Consider the following 19,304-nt stretch of genomic DNA (forward strand, 5'->3'; position numbering starts at 1 on the left):
ATATTGTAGAGTTAACATTAAAAAAGATTTTGTTAAAGTACCTCAAAATCCCTGCTTATGTGCCTTTCCCATAAGTATTGGCTTACGAAGAAAACCTTTGAAACGTCAAAATCAAAGAATATTGCATCAGTATTAATAACTTGAACTATTGGTTTAGGTTCTATGGATAAGATAATGGGCTTTTCAACTCTTATCCTGAAGGTTGTATGCTCTGGATGGTCTATTATTACTTCAGAATTTTCACCTTTTGGAGTTAATAGTAATTTTAAATTATATGTTACGACTGAAAAGAGTTTTTCAACTGCAGAGTCTATTAAAAAAGCAAATTTACTATTCATAGTATTTATTCTAACCCTGACGAAACTTGAATTCAATACTGGAATATAAACTCTGCTATAAGGCGAAAATGAATTAATTAGATAAGCCTCAACGTTAGATAACCTCAGTACATGATTCGAACCCATTAAATTAGTTATTTCGTCACTTTCTACTTTCTTTCTTTTTCTATCGTCTTTTATTCTTGATGTTAAGAAGAGCAAGGAAGCTAGAAGATTATAATATACCTGCGTCATACTATTTGAGGATTCTAAAACTCTCTTAATTTCCTCATATAATTCATCGCTTTCAGAATAATACTTTATTATAGTTTCCAAATTTGTAGAATGTAAAGAGGATAATGAAGAAATCTCTTGTAAAATTAAATCAACTCTCTCCTTTATTTTTCCAGCATAACCTTTAAAGCTATCGTGAAATTCATCCTTAACTTCTGCTCCAGCGTAAAGCTTTATTAAAAGCGGAACTAGCATATGAGGAATATTTCCGCTCATTATACCGTTATTTACCTCAAAATTATACTTCTTTGAGAGTCTTTCAATTACGGAATACTTTAATGTAAAAGAAGGTTTTCTAGGATTCTCTGAAAATCTACCAGAAGAGGCCGACAAGTAAAGTATTTTACCTAATCCATTAATAAATTTTCTAAACTCTCTCCTTAAGATTTTATCGTTAGCAGGAATTATTTTGAAATTAAAATCTCCTGAAAATGCCTTTCCTTCGTTTAATTCCATTTCCTTAATTCCGTTAACCGGAGTAATTGTAGAAGAATAGAATTTGTTCAGTATTCTTTCCAGGATCCTTTTCCTATTGAAGTTAGGAGTTAAATCACTTATTTCTTCATCTCCTTTCTCTTCTCCAATGTACTTAGGCAAAGAAGAGACCCAAGAATTATTCCTTAAAAATTTAGGTAAAATCACATTCTGCTTTTTGGGCATCGGATAGATTACGTTGGCGAAAGCACCTTCTTTCTCACTCTTATTAAGTCCATTTAAGCCTATAATTAGGATGGGCACGTTATAAAAATTTATTGGAAAAGAAATGGACGTAAAGTAGTCGTAACCCTTAGTCTCTACTATCTTAGGGGTATTTAAGGAGAAGAAAGCGTAAAGCTTTCCTTCCTCTAACTTTAATGAAGAAATTTCTTTGGGCACATTAAGTGAATTAATCCTATTTTTGATCTTTCTACACGTAAAAATCACTTTATTCCTTTCGCACTCATACATCTCAACTTCTCCTGCAACATTAGCAAAGGAAGTTATTTCGACCTTACTGAAATCGTTAAAAATTGGTGGTAAAGGATAAGAAAGGAGTTTCCTTTTACCTATCTTATCCCAAGAAAGGGTGAAATTAATCTTTCTACATAAAGTAAATCTCAAATTTTGTAAATCTTCCGAGTTTACAATAGCTTTCCTAACTATCTCAGAGAGTTTAGATAATTCCACTTCTCTAGATGCTGAATATATATCTATAGAGAAATTAAAGCTTCTACCTTCTTGAGCAATTAGCTCTTCCACCCAAGGTATTATAAATTCGACTTCTCTCCTTTTATATAGTTTACCTAGGATAAAATCTGAGGAAGATATAGAAATTACCTTCTTATCCTTTTGACTAAAAACTATTGCAAGATGAATTACGTTCGAAGTTACGTCTCTAACTAGTAGTATATATTTTCCTTCATCCTTTAAAGGATTAAACAGTTCCAAGTTAACTTCTACTGATAAAGGTTCGTTATGTCCTCTAAGTGAAGTAGGCAATGTTAAATTTATTATGTTACCATCTCCAGTAACATTAGAAATCTTGTACATTAAATAAATCTAGTAGATGGGTATAAATAACCTTGTTGAAGATTGTTTATTTTTTCTCTGTTCAATGTTATCTAGATGGTCACTTACTTAATAGAAAAGGAAATAGGAAGTAAAGATGAAGCTAAAGTAAGGATAATAAGGAGAACTGACGAGAGACTTAGTTATACCTTTGACTCATCTAGAATTTCTAGGCTTTATATTCCTTACTCAATGAAAGAAAGAATGGACGAGATTATAGAGGCCGTGGATAAAAGCCCTTTTACTAAACTGAGCAGAATAAGTAGTGAAGAGCTGGACAAGGTCCTTCTCATCTTAAGAAGGTATCCTAACTTATTTAATTCAATAGACTTCTTTTCCGCAGATGATATAGTATTATCTGAATTTGATGAAGAAGGAAGAATTAATGGAAGAAAGAGAAAGTTTAAGGTAAAGGACAAAATTTATGAAATAATGGGAAATAAAAGCATAATAGTTAAGGAAAAATATTATGAAATTGCTAAGAAAATTAATGCGTTAAAAGTAGAAATCATGTTTAATAGCTATGATAGAGGATTTAAGATTTCCGAGCTCGGAAATTTATTAATGGTTAAAAGTAGAAAAGGATATAAGGAATATTTCTTTGACAACTTTTCAGTAATCATAGAAAGAATGCTAAAAAAAGAGGATATAGAAACTATAAAGAAATACAAAGGAAAAATTTTCCATTTTACTAAAGATTACGGTACAACATTAATAGACGGAATCGTATTAAAGAAATTCTATATAGACGGAAAAGAAAGTGATATAGAAGAGCTAAGGAAAATAGCGGGAGAATTTTCAGCAGAAATTTCAAAGCATTCCTTTAGCTGGTTTAAAGGCCATGAAATAACTACTTCGCAAGTCCAAATTCCTCATACCCAGTTTGATTATTCCGTAGACGATTTAAATCTTTTAAAAGATGTATCAAATCTAGGCAAAGGATATTTCGTATATGGCAACCTTAACATTTATAGTTATGATTACGGATTTACTATAAAATTAAAAGATGGAAAACCTACTTTTTTCAAACTAAATGAAAACGTGAAAAATATAGATGCAAAAAATTTTGATATTATAGCCTCTGAAATCCTGCCATCAGGAAGAGGTAAAGTATTAATTTATACAACGCTTGGATTTAAAAAAGAGAACAAACTTAATCCTATAAAATTTATATCAAAGGATGGAATAAGGATGAAGAAAATTTCGCGTTAGAGAGGATTTCCACAATTCATACAGAACCTAGCGTTTAGAGGATTTCTATATCCGCATGCCTTACAAATTTTCTCTTGCATTGGAAGCATTACTGGTTGTTGTATAATTGGCTGAAACATAGGTTGATTAAATGTAGGCTGAAAGGTAGATTGATTAACTAGCCTTTCTATCTCCTTCATTATATCATGTTCTATCTTTACGTTATAAATTTCCTCAACACCTTCTACTGCAGCTAAGGGCATAAAAACCATTGCTGCTACAACGTCTTCTGTAATTTCTCCTGCCTTTAACCAATTAGACATTCCTACGTCAACTTGTAAAAATCCTTGACCCCCATAAAGCCTTACAGTAAAAGCCCTATCTGCACCAAAAATTGTCCTTAATACTCCTTCCTTTTTAGCTTGAACAACTACGTAATTGCCTGTTTGTAAAATTTGAGTCTTATATCCTTTTCCTGCTAGCCAAGCTTCTAACTGCATTCCTAACTGGTAAGGGTTTACATATACTCCTTGAAAGGTCTTATTCATAAATCGAGAACTTAAAATAAGATTAAAAACTTTTTCATAAAGTATTTAGAATAAGCTTAAAAAGTTAGATTCCGAACAAATCATGTTTTATTATGCCAGATGACTTTGGTTTCAAATATTTACTTATTTCTAGAATATTTAGAAGTATAGGATTAATTTTCGTTACCATATCTTCTCCTCTGTACTTAAAGGCTTTAGGATATTCTCCACTCCTCATAGGTTTAGTTTTTTCAGCAGTTGTAGGATTTACCGCAATTCTTTCGCTTTCCCTAGGGTTTTTAGGAGATAGGAAAGGTTATAAGAAATCTCTAATGATAGCTGAAGGAATATCTACTCTAGGAGTTCTCTTATTAGTAATAACTCCTACATCGTCTTTCACGTTACTTGCCTTGTCGTTAATGTTAGCTGGAATAACTGGAAGCGCTACTGGAATGAGGGGGCTTTTCTCTCCAGGTTTAACCGCATTGGTTGCAACTAACTGGAAAGAGGATTTCGAAAGGGTAAGAAAGATAGGCCTTCTGTCTTCTGTAGCATCTTTATCGTCAATAGGAGGAAGTTTAATGTTAACTTTCATGGATTATTTACCTTTTGGTAAAATAGGAAATTACAAATTTCTATTCTTTATATCTTTTATATCTCTAATTTTATCATTTACTTTTCTTTTATTTGTTAAGGAAAATAGGGAAAAGAGAAGAATAAAGAAAGAAAAAATAATGAAAAAGAGTAGTCTAAAATACGTTTCTAAAGTCATATTATCGAATTCTATTGGAGCAGTAGGTATAGGAATGAGCATTCCTTTACTTTCTCTATGGTTTTCATTATTCTATCATGCTACAGATTCTGAAATAGGAGAGATTTTTACATTGAATTATGTATTTATGTCTCTAGGTTCATTTTTAGCTACCAGGATAAAGGGAAACATCCTTAGGCTTGCGTCACTTACCAGAATAATGAATGGAGTATTCTTAATTGTTATGGCGTTATCACCTTACCTATTTCTTGCAGGACTAATGTACATCCTTAGAGGATTAAATGCAGGCTTTGGTGCACCTAATAGGACTGCAGTGAATATAAAAGGAATTTCTCCAGAAGATTACGGAACAGCCTCAAGTCTTCAAGGACTAGCTACAAGGTTTTCACAAATGAGTTCAAGTATTGGAGGATATTTAATGGAAATAAATCTTCCATTACCTTTGGAAATAGGAGGACTACTTCAAGCAATAAGCGGAATAATATACTTAAAATTATTCAGAAAAGATGTGGAAGAAAGGTCAATTGACGCTGAAACAAAAACTGTTCAATAATTCTCACATTTTATCTATAATTTCATAATTTTCCTTATTAAATATAAAATATCTATAAAAGCTGTTATTTCATCTGGATAGATAATGGGGAGTTAAGGGGCTATCCATCCCCTTTCCGCCACCTTAATCCCTGCTTTTTGTAATTCGTCATGATAAAAGGGGAAATGTTATTTCTTTATCTCTTTCAAAAGTTTCTGTTTTATCTCCCTCGCACTACCGGAAACTGCTTTGCTTTTTCCCTCATACACATAAAATACAGTAAACTTGTCTGCATCGTATTCCTCAACTTTCTGAATTTTTATTCCTTTGAATTTCCTCTCTAAACTTACCTTTAGTTTCTTCTCTTTTCTTATAGACCTTGCCACAAAGTTGACTTTTTTAAGAAGTAATTCTAATTTCCACTTTTCCCAATTTTTAACAGTTGACAAGAATTCAAATTTTTTAGCTAGAGAGTCTATGAACTTGACTAAGTCGTCTAATGACGAGAATTTTTCCTTTCCAGTCATAAATTTCTTAAGAAAGAAGGCTATGTTAATAACCCTTTCCTTTTCATCTTTAAGAATGCTTCTACTGTTAACAGTCATTAAAATACTTTTGTTAAATAAGCTTAAAAATGTTGAGATCCATTTTACTTGCTTTGAATAAATTAATAATCCTTCTCACGTTATTAATGGTATGATATTTATAGAAAATTTGATGAAAACTTTTGATGGGAAAGAAGTTCTTAAAGGGGTTTCCTTTGAAGTAAAGAAGGGTTCTATAACTGGCTTTATAGGTCCAAACGGTGCCGGAAAAACTACTACAATAAAGATCATTGCAGGATTAATAAGAAAATCTGGAGGAAAAGTTGAGGTTTTAGGAGAAGACCCTTGGGATAACCCAAAAGTTCATGAGAAGATGTCGGTGATCTTCACTAACCTAGTTTATCCTCAAGAAAATACCGTGGAAGAATATTTAAAAGACATATGTAGGATTTACGGTGCTGATATTACTGACTTTGTTGACGAATTCAAACTTAAGGATCATCTTAAGAAAAAGCTTTCGCAACTATCTTCCGGCTTGGCTCAGAGAGTTCAACTAGTTGCTTCACTTATAAAAAACCCTGAGTTAATCATTGCTGATGAACCTACTGCAAATCTAGATCCACCTGCTAGGATAGAATTCTATGAAGAAGTCAAGAAGCTAAATAAACGAGGAGTTACGTTCTTTATTTCATCCCACATCTTGTCAGAATTGGAGAAAATAATTACTGACGTAGTGTTCATAAACGAAGGTAAAATCACCTTCCAAGGTAAAATCGAGAAAGCTCTGAAGGAAGCTGAAGAAGAAGAGATACTGCTGGTAGTCAACGATCCTGAAAAGGCAATAAAAATAATAGGAGGAAAAATTGAAGGCTCTTATATAAAGGTTAAAGGAAAAGTTAGAGATATAGTTGATAGATTAGATGACGCAGGGATTGAAATAATAAGCTTAAGAAGGTCGTCCTTAGATGATGCGTTCAAGAAATTATCAAATATTTAGCGTAATTTTTAAAGAAAGATTTAGGGAGCCTACTTTAGAATTCACAATACCGCTAATGTTCTCCTCTAATGTATTTATTAATGCATTCTATGAAAGAGGAAATTTTACAATTTATGGTATAATATTAGCTTTTATTCCTTTAATTAGCGTTTCAGAAACCATAGCCTTTGCCTTAGCTTTACGTAATATAATATTCGTAACCGGAGATCATATTTATAGGGGTTCAATAATTTCATTTTTAACCTTTCCTATAAAGAGAACCAGTCTTTTTCTCATGATGTATTTTTCAGATGTAATAACTCCTTATATAATATGGTTATCTACAACTGAAGCATATATATTACTGTCTGGAATTCCTGTCCCTCAATTTCTAATATTAATTTATACTATAGGATATTTCTTTACCGAAAACATAATACTGAGTATAGCTTTAACGTTCAAAAGTGCAGGCATTGCTACATTGCTTTCCAGCTTTATAATAGGCTTGCTCTTCATATTTGGAGGAATGTTAAATTATTATGAGCTAATTCAAGGCTCTAACGTGTTAGGAATAACTTCCTCACTAAATCCTTATGTCCTCCTCCTATACGAGGCTGTAAACAGAAAGACTTTGCCTTGTATATATGAAGGGATAACAATAGAGCTCATAATTGCTACATTTACATTCTTCTTTTCATTAAATAAATTTAAGAGGTTAGAAATATGATAAGAGGAATATTATTATCTATTGGAATTACTTTAATTTCCTTGTCACTGCTTTCTATAACATCACCAATATCTAATACGATAGTAGTAACTAAACCATATTGCATATCGATTCCTTCAACAGCAAAAGTTATTGCATCAATATACGAGAATTCAACTAACGTAACTGTTTACGTTAAGGTAATTCATGACAATTTTACTAAAATAATTAGACCACCTTGTACTATCATGTTAACTCATGGAAAATGGATATTCGAAGTTTACAACGAAACTTACCCAAAAATTTCCTACCGAAGTATAAACGAAACAATAATAGAGAAGAATATAACCATTATTATACAGAAAACAGTAAATTGTACAAATATAGTGACAACAAATAATGCAACGTATCCTATTTATGTTAGGCTATGTATTAAATGTATGAAAATACTAAAATTTCAGGAGCTCTCTGAAATACTAGGTATAATTATGATCATTTCGAGCGTCTTTTTGTATTTAAGAAAACGTTTATAACCATGAATGGAATTTTTAATCATATGAGACTACTTAGATGGTATTTAATTTATAAAATCTTGGCATTCTTCATTAGAAGAGGTGGAAAGAAGTGAGTCTAACAAGTTACGTTAAAAAAGAAATATCTAAAAAGATAGAGGAGTTAAGTAGAAGCTTTTATGAGAACGTTCTACCTCCTGTTGACATCTACGAAGAGGGAGGATATTTAAACATTGACGTTGATTTACCTGGTTTTCAAAAGGATAAAATTCACTTAAGGTTAACCTCATCTAATGAAATGATAATTGAAGCAGAAAGAGAACTTCCAGAAGGTGGTGTAAAATACTTAACTCAAAGACCTAAAAGGATATCTAGGGTTATTAGATTACCAGTTGCGGTAAAAAAAGACACGCAAGTTACTGCAAAATATGAGAACGGAGTTCTTCATATATCAATTCCGGTAGAAGGAACTACTACTATAAAGATAGAATAAATCTTTTTATTACTTTTATTTTCCTATCTTTTTATTATTAACGCAAATATTATCAATAGTAAGGCTAAAGTAATATTCTTTGTAAAAATGTAGGATAATATAGATAGTATCGCAATTCCTAAACTTAAATAATATTCGCCTCCAGTATTATTCTTTCTCTCTATCACTGGTCTCTCAAGCAACGAAGTTCTAAACTTCCTAGCTAAAGAAGATAGCGTATCTTTAACCTGGTCAATTAAGGCTGGTATTACTAGATCTTCATCTTCTATTAACTTAACTAGATTTGAAAAGAAATTGAATTCTGGGTAAATAGTAATGCATGTACCACCTAGTGTTGAAGTAGTCCTAATATAAAGTACAAGCTTTTGGGGTAATCTGAGTGGAAATCTGTAAAACACCTCGTTTGCAGCACTTATAAAATCTTCAACTTTTAACGTTTCTGGCGTAACTCCTTGAAACGTTTTAAGGAAAAGTTCTATACCCTTAGCTAGTAGCTCTCTATTTGCCTCTGGCTGAATTGCACCAAGTTCATCTAAAACCTTGACTAGTTCTATTCCGTCCAGCCTAGTTAAAGCCACGTAAGCCCTAATTAATTTATTTCTAGTATCTTTATCCATTTTACCTACCATTCCGAAATCGTAAAGAACTAAATTGCCTTCATCATCAACTCCTATATTTCCAGGGTGAGGATCAGCGTGAAAATACTCCTTTTCAAGTAACATTACCATAAATGTCCTAAATACCTTATAAGATAAAGTCTCTGGCGGTATGATTTTCTTTGCCTCTTCAGAAGTTACCTTATATGATTTAACATACTCCATTATTAAAACTCTTTTTGTTGCGTAAATAGGTTGAGGAATTTTAACGTCAGGAAAATTTAATTCCTCTTTTATTTTCCTCATGTAGAATTCCTCCTTAGTAAAGTCCATTTCATCAAAAATTCTGGATGAAAAATCATCAATTATTGCCTTAGCACTCTCGTAGAAGGATTCATCAAAAATGTACTTAAGAAAAGGTACTAAAGTTTTCATTGCCTTTATGTCTTCCTCAACTTCCTTCCTTATATTAGGTCTATTAACCTTTAATACTACCTTTTTACCGTCAAGGTCTGCTAAGTAAACTTGAGCAATGCTAGCTGAAGCTATTGGATTTGGATTAATATTTAACCTCTTTAGAAATTCATCTCCTAAATCTTCCTTAATCTCTTCATAAACTTCCTCCCAGGGTGCAGGAGGTACGTTATCTTGCAGTCTAGATAAGACCTTTAAGTAAGCCTCTGGAAGTAAGTCAGAATGAACTGATAAAATCTGTCCGAGTTTAATGAATGCAGGACCAAGAGAAACTAAAGTATTTAGCATTTTTTCTGCTTCTTTTTCAATATCTTTTTCATTAACTTTTTTATTTTCTAAAGTTAATCTCCTATAGTGCCTAAGCATTAGTACCCGTGGAAACAGCTTAAAACCTACGTAAAGCGTTCTAAACATGAATTTTATTATTCCCAAAAGATATTAAATATGCACTCTCCTTCTTTTATTAACCGCTAAAGTAAAATTGTATTATGGAGTGGAAAATAACAAGTAAAAAACTCGAAGTCGACAATAAAAAAGATTACTCTTGTCTAGTAGATGATATAGCAAATTCAGAGAAAATAAAGGAACTAAGTAAAAAATACAATATACCAGAAAATATTATTCATGAATTTATCTCACAATTCCTAATAAAAGTTTTTAAAGAAAAGAAAAATACTGAGGAAGAGATAATAGAAAAATTCTCAATGCCTAGGGAAATAGTTGATGAAGTTAAGAGGCAAGCTTCCTCTTCTCTTTCCCTTCAATAAAATTTTAATTATTTTCAATACACTTCTTGTTTAGAGGCCCCGTCTGATCTGTGACGAACCTTCAGCGGGCTGAGCGTGATGAAATATTCCATATAAAGTCACTGCGCCCACTGTTGAAGAAATGATTATGAATAAATAAGCTAAGAATGGGCTTAACAGAAATATGTAGTTAAATATTACGCTACCTAGAAAGCCTGCTACAGCTTTTCCAGTATATAATATTCCATTATTTACAGTAGAATATCTAGTCCCAAAAACTATTCCAGACACATTAAAATACAAAGTTATTACGGCACCTCCGGCTAAGCCTATTATTACAACTGCAGGAATTATTTGACTAAATAAAAGAGAAGCTCCTCCCAATATGATGATTGTATCCACGATTACAGTAGTTTTTATTACTCCTAATTTATCAGCAATATGACCAAATATTGGCCTTCCTGAGCCGCTTAATATCGGAAAAATTGAAATCAATATTGACAGTTCTTGAAAAGGCAAGGCTTTACCAATTATTGATAATGAAGAAGAAATAACGAGTAAAGGAATAGTTGCAGTAACAAAGGATAAATAAATAAACCAAAAAGTTCTGCTTAATACTGCCTCTTTAGGTGATTTTCCGCTCTCTAATTTGGGATATTCAATAAGCAAGGAAAGTATTGGGAGAATTATCAATTCTGTTAATCCTATAATAAGAGTTACTAATCTAAAATTTCCAGACATCAGTATAAAAGGATTGGCGAAAGCCGAACCTAATCCAAAACCTAAAGAGACTAAACCGGTAGCAAAAGCCATTCTCTTTTTAAACCATTTCACTGCCAGATTTGAAGCTATCCCATAAAGTATTCCTTCGCCTATACTACCTAAAGACCAAAATATGAAAAAAATGTAAACGCTTGGAGAGAAAGAAGTTCCTAAGAATCCTAAAGCAGAGAGTATTGATGAAAGCAACGCAACTTTTCTAGGTCCGATTTTATCTGCAAAATTTCCTCCTAATGGTTGAAAGCCGGAAGAAAATATTGTAAATAAGGAGAACCCAAGGGAAATTTCAACTATACTGACGTTAAATCCTTCCCGTAATAAAGGCTCTAAAGCATTCCACGAGTATTGGTATAATGAATTAAAAGACATTATTATGAAACCTATTATAATAAATTTCTCCTTTCTCACAGGAATAATTTAAGTCAATAATATAAATGCTTTTACTCTTTATTCATGAATATACAATATAAATTTCTCAATTTTACTTTCTACTTTATATTTAACATAGTTTATTACATTTTTAGATACAAGACTTAAATATCATTTTTATATAAATCTCTGTATGTCAAGAGAGATCTTCTTTTTGGCACTTATTATTCTTACAGTTATTACACCCTTGAGCATCTGCAATTTTCATGTGCTCCAGCGAATGCCGGGAGAACCTCCACCTGTAATAAAAACTTACGCTGTAGCTTATCCTATTTTTGAAAAATATGTGTCCTTAAATAATTGTTGTCAAGAGATTGTTGTTCAAGACAATTGTCCTGGCATTTATTGTTTATATGTTTTCACTCCTCAAACATATTGCTTATGGAGTTTAGGTCATTCTGAAAATGCAATTTTTTCAACTCAAATAACTAAAGGCACATACGTTATTCCATTAAATAAAGGCAATTACGTTGTAGTAATAAACCATTTCTTAGGTAAGGATAGTAACATTAATGTAAATGTTGAAGCTAGATCTTTTTGCTCCTATATAATGTCTAATAGATTAGCTTCTCCTAAAGGTATTGTTTCTTATGGGATTTATGATTATGCTGGAGAATTACAGAATTATTGTATAAGAACTAAGTCAATTTTGGGTTATTTTAATATTTCTTGTTTTGAGCCTAAAGGATGCTTGGCAAGTTTACAATTAAATGCAGTTCTTTTAATTAATGGTAGTAATGACTATGAATACTTCCTTCAAAATATTATTAAATTTGAGAACTGCTTCCACTGGTTTTACTTAGAAGATAATATATGGAATTTCAGTTCGTACAGAGCAAACATCTATCACGTAGAAGGAAAAGGTATAATAAACAGTTATTGTGATAGAAAATACTATTGTTATTCTCCGCCATGCCTTTATGATATTAAATATAGCTTACCCCTTGCTGGCTACTTAATAATTAACGTGACTACAGTTCAAGGAAAAGGAGTATATGTAACGTTCGGTTTTTCTAACATTCAAAATGGGCAAAAAATACTCCCACCCGTATTTACTTACTACGATAAAGTATTCATAAGTTGCCCTAACGTTAATTCAGCATGCATTGTAATAAAGCCTGCCTTTACTAAGAGCTTAAACGCGTTTTCTGCAGGTTTAGTTTTCGGATCATATGAGCAACTTTCTACAGTCGAGTTTAACAATTTAAATTCTACACTAGCGTTACTTTATTGTAATCAAGGATGGAAACCAGTACCCTCCTTTTTATCTTATTGCGTGAATAGCTTGGAAAGTGCTTGTAACTTAGATTTTAAGGCAGGCAAATGTGAAATATTTGTTTCAACTAACTTACAATGCTCTAACAACTTAATTATTGATATGCCCCATGTCAGCGTCCCATTTACTTTCGTTGATTATAATGGTAAAGCAATTTATATTCAGAAACCGTTGAATATAAGTTTTCCTAAAACAATTTATATATGTAAATATACAAAAGAATGCCTTTGCAAAATCTGTATATGTATTAATGGATTTAGACAGCCAATAGAGAATGGTTATATAATATATCCTAAATGTTATTTTAATACGATCAATATATCTGCATTTTATAATACTTATTACTTCGTAAAGATCTTGTACCCCAATGGAACTCTTTGCGCTTGGATTTTACAAGGCTCAAAAATATGTTTACCCAGAATAATTCAGTTATGTGACCTAGCTAGATATCTCTTACTCCCAGAACAAAATACGACCATTATAATAACAGAGCCGCAGGTAATTAGTCCAAAATATGAACTACAATATCTAGTTAATATTAATTATGTTAACAATGGTACGAAAATTGAAGAATGGGTAAATAATGGAACTATAATACAGATTCCAAAGGTAATATACATAAACTCAACAACAAGATACTATTTGAATTCAACTACAAATAAAATAGTAGTCTTAAAGCCTATGAATATTTCCTTAAAATATGAACTACAATATCTAGTGACAAAGTACCTTCTTAATGGTACGAAAATTGAAGAATGGGTAAATAATGGAACTATAATACAGATTCCAAAGGTAATATACATAAACTCAACAACAAGATACTATTTGAATTCAACTACAAACTTGTTTATAATAGATAGCCCAATTATAATAAAGCCAATGTATATTTTACAGTATTATGTTAAAATTATATTACCAAACGAAACTATAGAAAAATGGGTAAAAGACGGATGCGTAATAACTTTTCCACAATATATTTACATATCAAATTGTGAAAGATATGTATTAAATTCCACACAATTCATTATAATACATTCTCCAACACTGGTAAAACCAGTATATATTAAACAATATTTAGTTAAAATTAATGGTGTATCCTATTGGTACAATGAGGGGACTAAGTTACTTATTAAAATAGTAACTACACCGTTCTTTATAGTAAAATGGGTAGGATCTATAAAAGTAACTAACGGAGAGATAATAACCATTAATGGACCGTTAGACCTTAAAGCAGAAATACTGATAAACCCATTATTTGAATACCTTGGTATAGCCGGTATAATAACTATAATAGCACTTGCTATTACTAATGTAATTAGACATAAATCCAAGTGATTCTATTTTAATATTGTAACAATATTTAATTGTTTATTATCTAACAAAATTTATAAGTATGAATAATATAAATGATACTATGGTTAAATACTGTCCAAGATGCGGAACCCAGGTACCAGATGATGCAAGGTTCTGTCCTAAATGCGGATTTGATTTTTCCACACTACAGCAACCATCACAACAGCCAACTCAACCGCAAATTCAACCATTAATCGATACCGCTACAAGAGTATCTAGATATATACCGACTCTAACAAAGTATGGTAAATTATTGGTAATCTTGGCTATTATATTTGAAGGACTAACAACTATATTATTTACGGTGGATGCGCTTACATCCTCAGCTAAATATTCCGGCAGTGCAACAACAATAGCAATAGATTCGCTTTTAATGATCTCGGCAATATTTTACCTAATAGCTCCCATCTTTTCATTTCCAGTTAAGGGATTAGAAGTTAAGAAATTGACTATAATATTGGGAATATTTGCATTTTTGTTGCTAGCAATTTCATATATACTCATAGCAAAAGAAACAAGTTCATCATCAATTGTAGTGAGAGGATTAACAATTTACGGAGTTCCATTATGTGATAACATTACTGCTGGAATAATTATCTTAATAGGCGTCATATTTATAATACTAAGCATTTTCATGGACTTAGGGCAACTAGTGAACTCTATAATCCAAGTTGTAGGAATAATTCTAATCTATGCATATACGTATTACAATAACTTCAACTTTGAATCGTTCCTTTGGGGGGTAGCGGTTAGCATAGTAATCATATTCAACTTAATTCCATATTTCTATAAAGGAGAATACGCAAAAATGATTGTATCGATAGGTTATAGTATAGGCATACTAATATTTACAATAGGGACATTAATTACGGGTATTTCACAAGTATCTGCAGGAGCACCATCATCTTATTCTTCAGCATTACTGCATGCAATGTACGGTACATATCTTACAGCTGGAGTTTTAGGGATATTAGCAGGAGCGCTTGGAATTCTTGACTCTATATTTATGTTAATCTACGCAATAACAATGAAGTCATCCCCACCAATGTAATTTTTTAACACGTATGGATACTCTATTCATATGAAAAGAATTGTAACACTCGACCCAGCAACTACGGAAATAGTGTCATTTCTAGACGGAACATCTAGGATTGTGGGAGTCCCAGAAGATGCAGATTATCCAGAGGAAGTTAAACATAAAGTAAAGGTAACTAGAAAGCTCGTGAACATCGATAACTCCTTACCGTCAGAAGTAATTGATGAAATAGTAAGGAGACACATCAAAGAAAGGAAACCCTTACACGAGGCTTTATGGGACGAGATTTACGAGTTGCAGCCAGATTTAATAGTAGGTCAGGGAATTTGTGAAGTTTGCGCCCTACCTTCAATAACAACTTTGGGAGGAAGGGTAAAGTTTTCTACGCCTAAAAACTTCAGGATTTCGCGAATGGAAGTCTACAATCCTTACACGTTCATGGATATACCAAAAGAAACTATGAAGATTGCAAAGGCTATTGGTAGAGAAAGAAAGGCTGAAGAACTTAAAGAACAATTTGAGAAAAGTATTGAAGAAACTAAGGGAATTGCAAAGGGTACTAAGACCGTTGTAATTGAATGGATAAAACCAATCCACTTAATAGGCAAATGGGTTTCCGACATGGTGAGTTTAATGGGTTCTAAACCATTAGCAAGACCAGGAGGACAAGGAGGAACGTTCGATTGGGAAATAATAAGAGAGTTCAATCCAGATTACCTTATAATATCGCCCTGCAGTTTCTCCGTCAGCAGGTCTTTAATGGAAATTGAAAAGATTACTACTTTACCCGGTTACAGCGATTTAAATGCTGTAAAGGAAGGCCACGTTTACGTTTTAGAACCTCTTTATGCTAGGGCATCTCAAAGGACGCTAGAATTCCTAAATGCCTTAAAGGAAATATATACTACAGGAGAAGTTGAAAGAAAATATGGGATAAGACTTTAATCTTTAAAATAATTACGGAAATTTTTTAAGCAATGCGTGAACAGAATTTTTTAGCTGGGCCCGTAGCTCAGCTAGGTAGAGCGGCGGGCTTTTAACCCGTAGGTCCCGGGTTCGAATCCCGGCGGGCCCGCCACACCTATTCGTGAGTTGGTAAAGTTTATGCCTAGTCTTTGTTTTTATTACCCTTATACATTTACTCAAGTCCACTATGAACTTTATTGAATTAAGTTTGTAACGATATTAAAGTTACCATCAGCAGAAGCTCTTCTGACTTCTTCCTGGAAGGGTTACCTCCCAAGGGACTCATCGATTCGGTAGCTCAGAGCATTGGAAGAGTGGGGGACTTTCATCTATGAATGCTGGTTGCCCCTCCCACAGTGGAGAATAGTGTTGTTACCATCACTAAATGGATAAGTTTTTAAACTTTCTGGGCTATCCGTCAGTAAAGCTTTCCGCCCCTTAACTCCGTTTTCTGTAAATAAGGTTTTCTAAAGATGATAAAATGAACGACAAACCTCGCCCTTCAGGGCGGGGAGGAGGTCAGAAACATAAGTTTTTTTCATTTAAGAAAAGCTTATACTAAAGTTTAAAAACTTTAAATCCCAATATAGCTCATGGGAATTAGAACAGGACAGGAATATTTAGATTCAATTAAGGTAAGAAATAAGGTAGAAATTTACGTAATGGGTAAGGAAGTTAAAGACGTAACAACTAATCCCTTCCTAAAGCCCTCAGTTTTAGCTTTTAAGGCAACATTTGATTCAGCCTGGGACGAAGATACAAAGGACTTGGCTAGAGTTTGGAGCCCTTTCATTAACGAGGAAGTTAATAGGTTTAACCACATTCATAGATCACCAGAGGATCTAGCGGCAAAAGTAAAACTTCTGAGAAAAATAAGCCACAAGGTTGGAGCGTGTTTCCAAAGATGTGTAGGATACGACGCTTTAAACACTCTTTATATAATAACGGAATTAATGGCACAGCACGGAAAAACTGAACCCAAAGAGAAGTTCATAGAATACTTAAAGACCGTACAAAAGAAGGATTTAGCTTTAGCAGGAGCAATGACTGACGCAAAAGGAGTAAGGACTCTGAAACCTCACGAACAGCCCAATAAGAACGCTTACGTAAGGATTACTGAAGTTACGAAAGACGGTATTTACGTTTCAGGAGCAAAGGCAAACATTACCGGAGTTGCCGCTAGCGAAGAGATTGTAGTTTTGCCTACAAGGGCAATGGGACCTGAAGATCAAGATTATGCAGTTGCTTTCTCAATTCCTACCGATACTGAAGGAATAAAAATAATAGTTGGAAGGCAATTAAACGATGCAAGAAGGCTTGAAGGCGGAGAAATAGATGCATTGCCCTATTTTTACAACCACGAGGGATTAGTTATATTTGATAATGTGTTCGTACCCATGGAAAGAGTGTTTCTAATGAAGGATTGGCAATACACAAGCCAATTAGTTGAAATATTCTCAGCCTATCATAGGCAAGGATACGGAGGATGTAAAGCAGGGTTAGGAGACGTAATAATTGGTGCTACTTACAATTTAGCTAAGCAAATAGGAGTCGAGAAAGCTCCCCACGTTCAAGACAAGATTAATGAGGAAATCTTCCTAACTGAGACTATGTATGCTGCGGGAATTGCAGCAAGCTTAAACGGGATTGAGGTTTGTCCAGGCTGTTGGTGGGTTAACCCGATGCAGGCTAACGTTACAAAGCATTTAGTTACTAGATTCCCTTCACAGATAGCTCAATTAGCAATTGATATTGCCGGAGGAATATTAGGAACTGCGCCGAGTGAATGGGATTTGAAGAATCCTAAGATTAAGGAATTATTAGCAAAGTACTTACAAGGAGTTGATGGATATACCGCAGAAGATAGGATAAGGATGGTTAGACTACTGGAAAACGTAGCTTTAGGAGTTGCTTTCCAGATAGAGTCAGTTCACGGTGCTGGGAGTCCAGCAGCTCAACGTATAATGTTCAGCAGGTTGTATAATTTAAGCTATGCAGAGGAAGTTGCTAAGAGATTGGCAGGGATGAAATCAAACGTCAAGTTTACAAAGAAGGTTGAACCTTGGAAAGAATCTGAAACTGAAAAATTAGCTAAAGAAGCTGAGAAGAATACAGTAACTGCTAGTGGTGGAAAATAAAAGGGGTTATAAAAACATCAGAATTTTCCTTGAAGTAATATCTTTACGTGATATCTTATACAATCCATGTACCTGTCATGTTTTCTTTCTCTATTTAGCACTATGTAATTAATTACGAACTTGTTTGAGAGTATTTTTCTTGCATACTCAAAACTTAGGTCTGAGGACTTTAATAATCCAGTAATATCTGGATTAAAGAACCCTAGATCTTGTTCCTCAAGGGAGAATATAAAATCCTTGGTTTCTTCTTTCCACGAGTTAATTACCTCACTTCATCGCAACTTATATTCAATGTCTTCGTTATGAAAATTATCGGCTTATTATGGCATCTCCAATACGCTATTTCCTTTTCTAAAAAGAAAAATTCCGGAGCAAGTTTAACGCTTTTCTATTTAACTAGCTCTCCTTAATTTCTCGAACAACAACCAGGAGGCTTGTGAGGCAGACTCTAACGACTTCATTGTAGGATAAAGGTTCCATTCAAATTCTCCATGAGCTAATAAATTCCTTACGTTAATTGCTAGCCTAAAAGCTAAGCTAGTCTTATCATCCATGAACCTCTCAGCCCATGCTAAGAGAGAACCCTGGGAATAAGGAAATACTTCCCCGTTAACTTTTACCTTATATTTACTCCAGCCCTTCCTTTTTAAGAGTAATTTGAGCCTGCGATAATCCAGATTCTTTACCTTAACCTTAGTTTTACCATATTTTATGTATTCAGCCTTCTTTAACCATTCACTATACAAGGCCCTCAAAGACATTTCCATAACTAGGTAAATTTCTAAAGTAGCTATTTCGTTAAATCCCCCTATTTCTAAGAGTTTGATTGCTCCAGATTGTATTTTTCTAACCTTTTCCGGTAGATCGTCATGTATTTCTCCTGGACCTAGAATTATATAAGGAATATTTGCTAAAAATACTCCTACCACGTCCTTCTTTTTCTCAACTTTTATCCTCTCTTCTCCATCTATTATTACATACTTATTCTTATATTCAATTTTATCTAAAACTTCATTAAGGATTTCGTCATCTCCAGATTTCTTATACTGGAAGAAATCGTCAATTGCTCTGATAATTTTTTTCTTTAACACAAATAG

General features: G+C 33.1%; 17 protein-coding genes and 1 tRNA gene. 12 read left to right on the forward strand and 6 right to left on the reverse strand.

Annotated elements, in window-relative coordinates; all coding sequences use genetic code 11:
- Positions 1-32 precede the first annotated feature (32 nt).
- Positions 33-2,141: a hypothetical protein gene (locus tag D1867_RS09915; RefSeq protein ID WP_155863990.1), complete on the reverse strand. Its 2,109-nt coding sequence runs from the start codon at positions 2,139-2,141 to the stop codon at positions 33-35.
- 75 nt (positions 2,142-2,216) lie between these two features.
- Here D1867_RS09915 and D1867_RS09920 point away from each other — a divergent pair, with 75 nt between their 5' ends.
- Positions 2,217-3,371, forward strand: coding sequence for a hypothetical protein (locus D1867_RS09920; protein WP_155863991.1), 1,155 nt, complete (start codon positions 2,217-2,219; stop codon positions 3,369-3,371).
- Here the strand turns inward: D1867_RS09920 and D1867_RS09925 are convergent.
- The gene (locus D1867_RS09925; protein WP_155863992.1) at positions 3,368-3,898 is read right to left on the reverse strand and encodes a zinc ribbon domain-containing protein; all 531 of its coding nucleotides are present in this window, start codon (positions 3,896-3,898) and stop codon (positions 3,368-3,370) included. The genes D1867_RS09920 and D1867_RS09925 overlap by 4 nt on opposite strands.
- A 92-nt stretch (positions 3,899-3,990) precedes the next feature.
- Here D1867_RS09925 and D1867_RS09930 point away from each other — a divergent pair, with 92 nt between their 5' ends.
- Entirely contained in the window at positions 3,991-5,202 is a 1,212-nt protein-coding gene (locus D1867_RS09930) for an MFS transporter (protein ID WP_155863993.1), read from the forward strand.
- A 167-nt stretch (positions 5,203-5,369) separates the two neighbouring features.
- On the opposite strand, the gene D1867_RS09935 is transcribed toward D1867_RS09930, so the two are convergent.
- Positions 5,370-5,786 (reverse strand): hypothetical protein, encoded by a 417-nt coding sequence (locus D1867_RS09935; protein ID WP_155863994.1) that lies wholly within the window; start codon positions 5,784-5,786, stop codon positions 5,370-5,372.
- A 91-nt stretch (positions 5,787-5,877) separates the two neighbouring features.
- Here D1867_RS09935 and D1867_RS09940 point away from each other — a divergent pair, with 91 nt between their 5' ends.
- From D1867_RS09940 to hsp14, 4 genes are all read left to right on the forward strand, one after another.
- On the forward strand, positions 5,878-6,723 hold the full coding sequence (locus D1867_RS09940) for an ABC transporter ATP-binding protein (RefSeq protein ID WP_155863995.1): 846 nt from the start codon (positions 5,878-5,880) through the stop codon (positions 6,721-6,723).
- Positions 6,692-7,429, forward strand: a complete 738-nt coding sequence (locus D1867_RS09945; RefSeq protein WP_155863996.1) for a hypothetical protein — start codon at positions 6,692-6,694, stop codon at positions 7,427-7,429. Before D1867_RS09940 ends, D1867_RS09945 begins: the two co-directional genes overlap by 32 nt.
- Positions 7,426-7,941, forward strand: coding sequence for a hypothetical protein (locus tag D1867_RS09950; RefSeq protein ID WP_155863997.1), 516 nt, complete (start codon positions 7,426-7,428; stop codon positions 7,939-7,941). The genes D1867_RS09945 and D1867_RS09950 overlap by 4 nt, the downstream gene beginning before the upstream one ends.
- 91 nt (positions 7,942-8,032) lie before the next feature.
- Positions 8,033-8,413 (forward strand): archaeal heat shock protein Hsp14, encoded by a 381-nt coding sequence (gene hsp14 / locus D1867_RS09955; RefSeq protein ID WP_338078034.1) that lies wholly within the window; start codon positions 8,033-8,035, stop codon positions 8,411-8,413.
- A gap of 23 nt (positions 8,414-8,436) precedes the next feature.
- Here hsp14 and D1867_RS09960 read toward each other — a convergent pair whose 3' ends face one another.
- Positions 8,437-9,897 carry an ABC1 kinase family protein gene (locus D1867_RS09960; RefSeq protein ID WP_155863998.1) on the reverse strand — a complete coding sequence of 487 codons (1,461 nt, stop codon included), beginning with the start codon at positions 9,895-9,897 and terminating at the stop codon, positions 8,437-8,439.
- Between the two features lie 74 nt (positions 9,898-9,971).
- Here D1867_RS09960 and D1867_RS09965 point away from each other — a divergent pair, with 74 nt between their 5' ends.
- Positions 9,972-10,250: a hypothetical protein gene (locus D1867_RS09965; RefSeq protein ID WP_155863999.1), complete on the forward strand. Its 279-nt coding sequence runs from the start codon at positions 9,972-9,974 to the stop codon at positions 10,248-10,250.
- A 30-nt stretch (positions 10,251-10,280) separates the two neighbouring features.
- On the opposite strand, the gene D1867_RS09970 is transcribed toward D1867_RS09965, so the two are convergent.
- Entirely contained in the window at positions 10,281-11,417 is a 1,137-nt protein-coding gene (locus D1867_RS09970) for an OFA family MFS transporter (RefSeq protein ID WP_338078035.1), read from the reverse strand.
- 154 nt (positions 11,418-11,571) lie between these two features.
- Here D1867_RS09970 and D1867_RS09975 point away from each other — a divergent pair, with 154 nt between their 5' ends.
- The 5 genes from D1867_RS09975 (at position 11,572) to D1867_RS09995 (ending at position 18,207) form a co-directional block, all read left to right on the forward strand.
- Positions 11,572-14,049, forward strand: coding sequence for a thermopsin family protease (locus D1867_RS09975; protein WP_155864000.1), 2,478 nt, complete (start codon positions 11,572-11,574; stop codon positions 14,047-14,049).
- A 79-nt stretch (positions 14,050-14,128) separates the two neighbouring features.
- A complete protein-coding gene (locus D1867_RS09980) occupies positions 14,129-15,118 on the forward strand; it encodes a zinc ribbon domain-containing protein (RefSeq protein WP_162309166.1) in 990 nt (329 codons plus the stop codon).
- A 30-nt stretch (positions 15,119-15,148) separates the two neighbouring features.
- Positions 15,149-16,048, forward strand: coding sequence for an ABC transporter substrate-binding protein (locus D1867_RS09985; RefSeq protein WP_155864002.1), 900 nt, complete (start codon positions 15,149-15,151; stop codon positions 16,046-16,048).
- Positions 16,049-16,104: 56 nt separating this feature from the next.
- A tRNA-Lys gene (locus tag D1867_RS09990) sits at positions 16,105-16,181 on the forward strand.
- A 481-nt stretch (positions 16,182-16,662) separates the two neighbouring features.
- Positions 16,663-18,207 carry a 4-hydroxyphenylacetate 3-hydroxylase family protein gene (locus tag D1867_RS09995; protein ID WP_155864003.1) on the forward strand — a complete coding sequence of 515 codons (1,545 nt, stop codon included), beginning with the start codon at positions 16,663-16,665 and terminating at the stop codon, positions 18,205-18,207.
- 392 nt (positions 18,208-18,599) lie between these two features.
- Here the strand turns inward: D1867_RS09995 and D1867_RS10000 are convergent, their stop codons facing one another.
- The gene (locus D1867_RS10000; protein WP_240872215.1) at positions 18,600-19,298 is read right to left on the reverse strand and encodes a hypothetical protein; all 699 of its coding nucleotides are present in this window, start codon (positions 19,296-19,298) and stop codon (positions 18,600-18,602) included.
- Positions 19,299-19,304 lie beyond the last annotated feature (6 nt).

The sequence above is a fragment of the Acidianus infernus genome (genome assembly GCF_009729545.1).
GTDB lineage: Archaea > Thermoproteota > Thermoprotei_A > Sulfolobales > Sulfolobaceae > Acidianus > Acidianus infernus.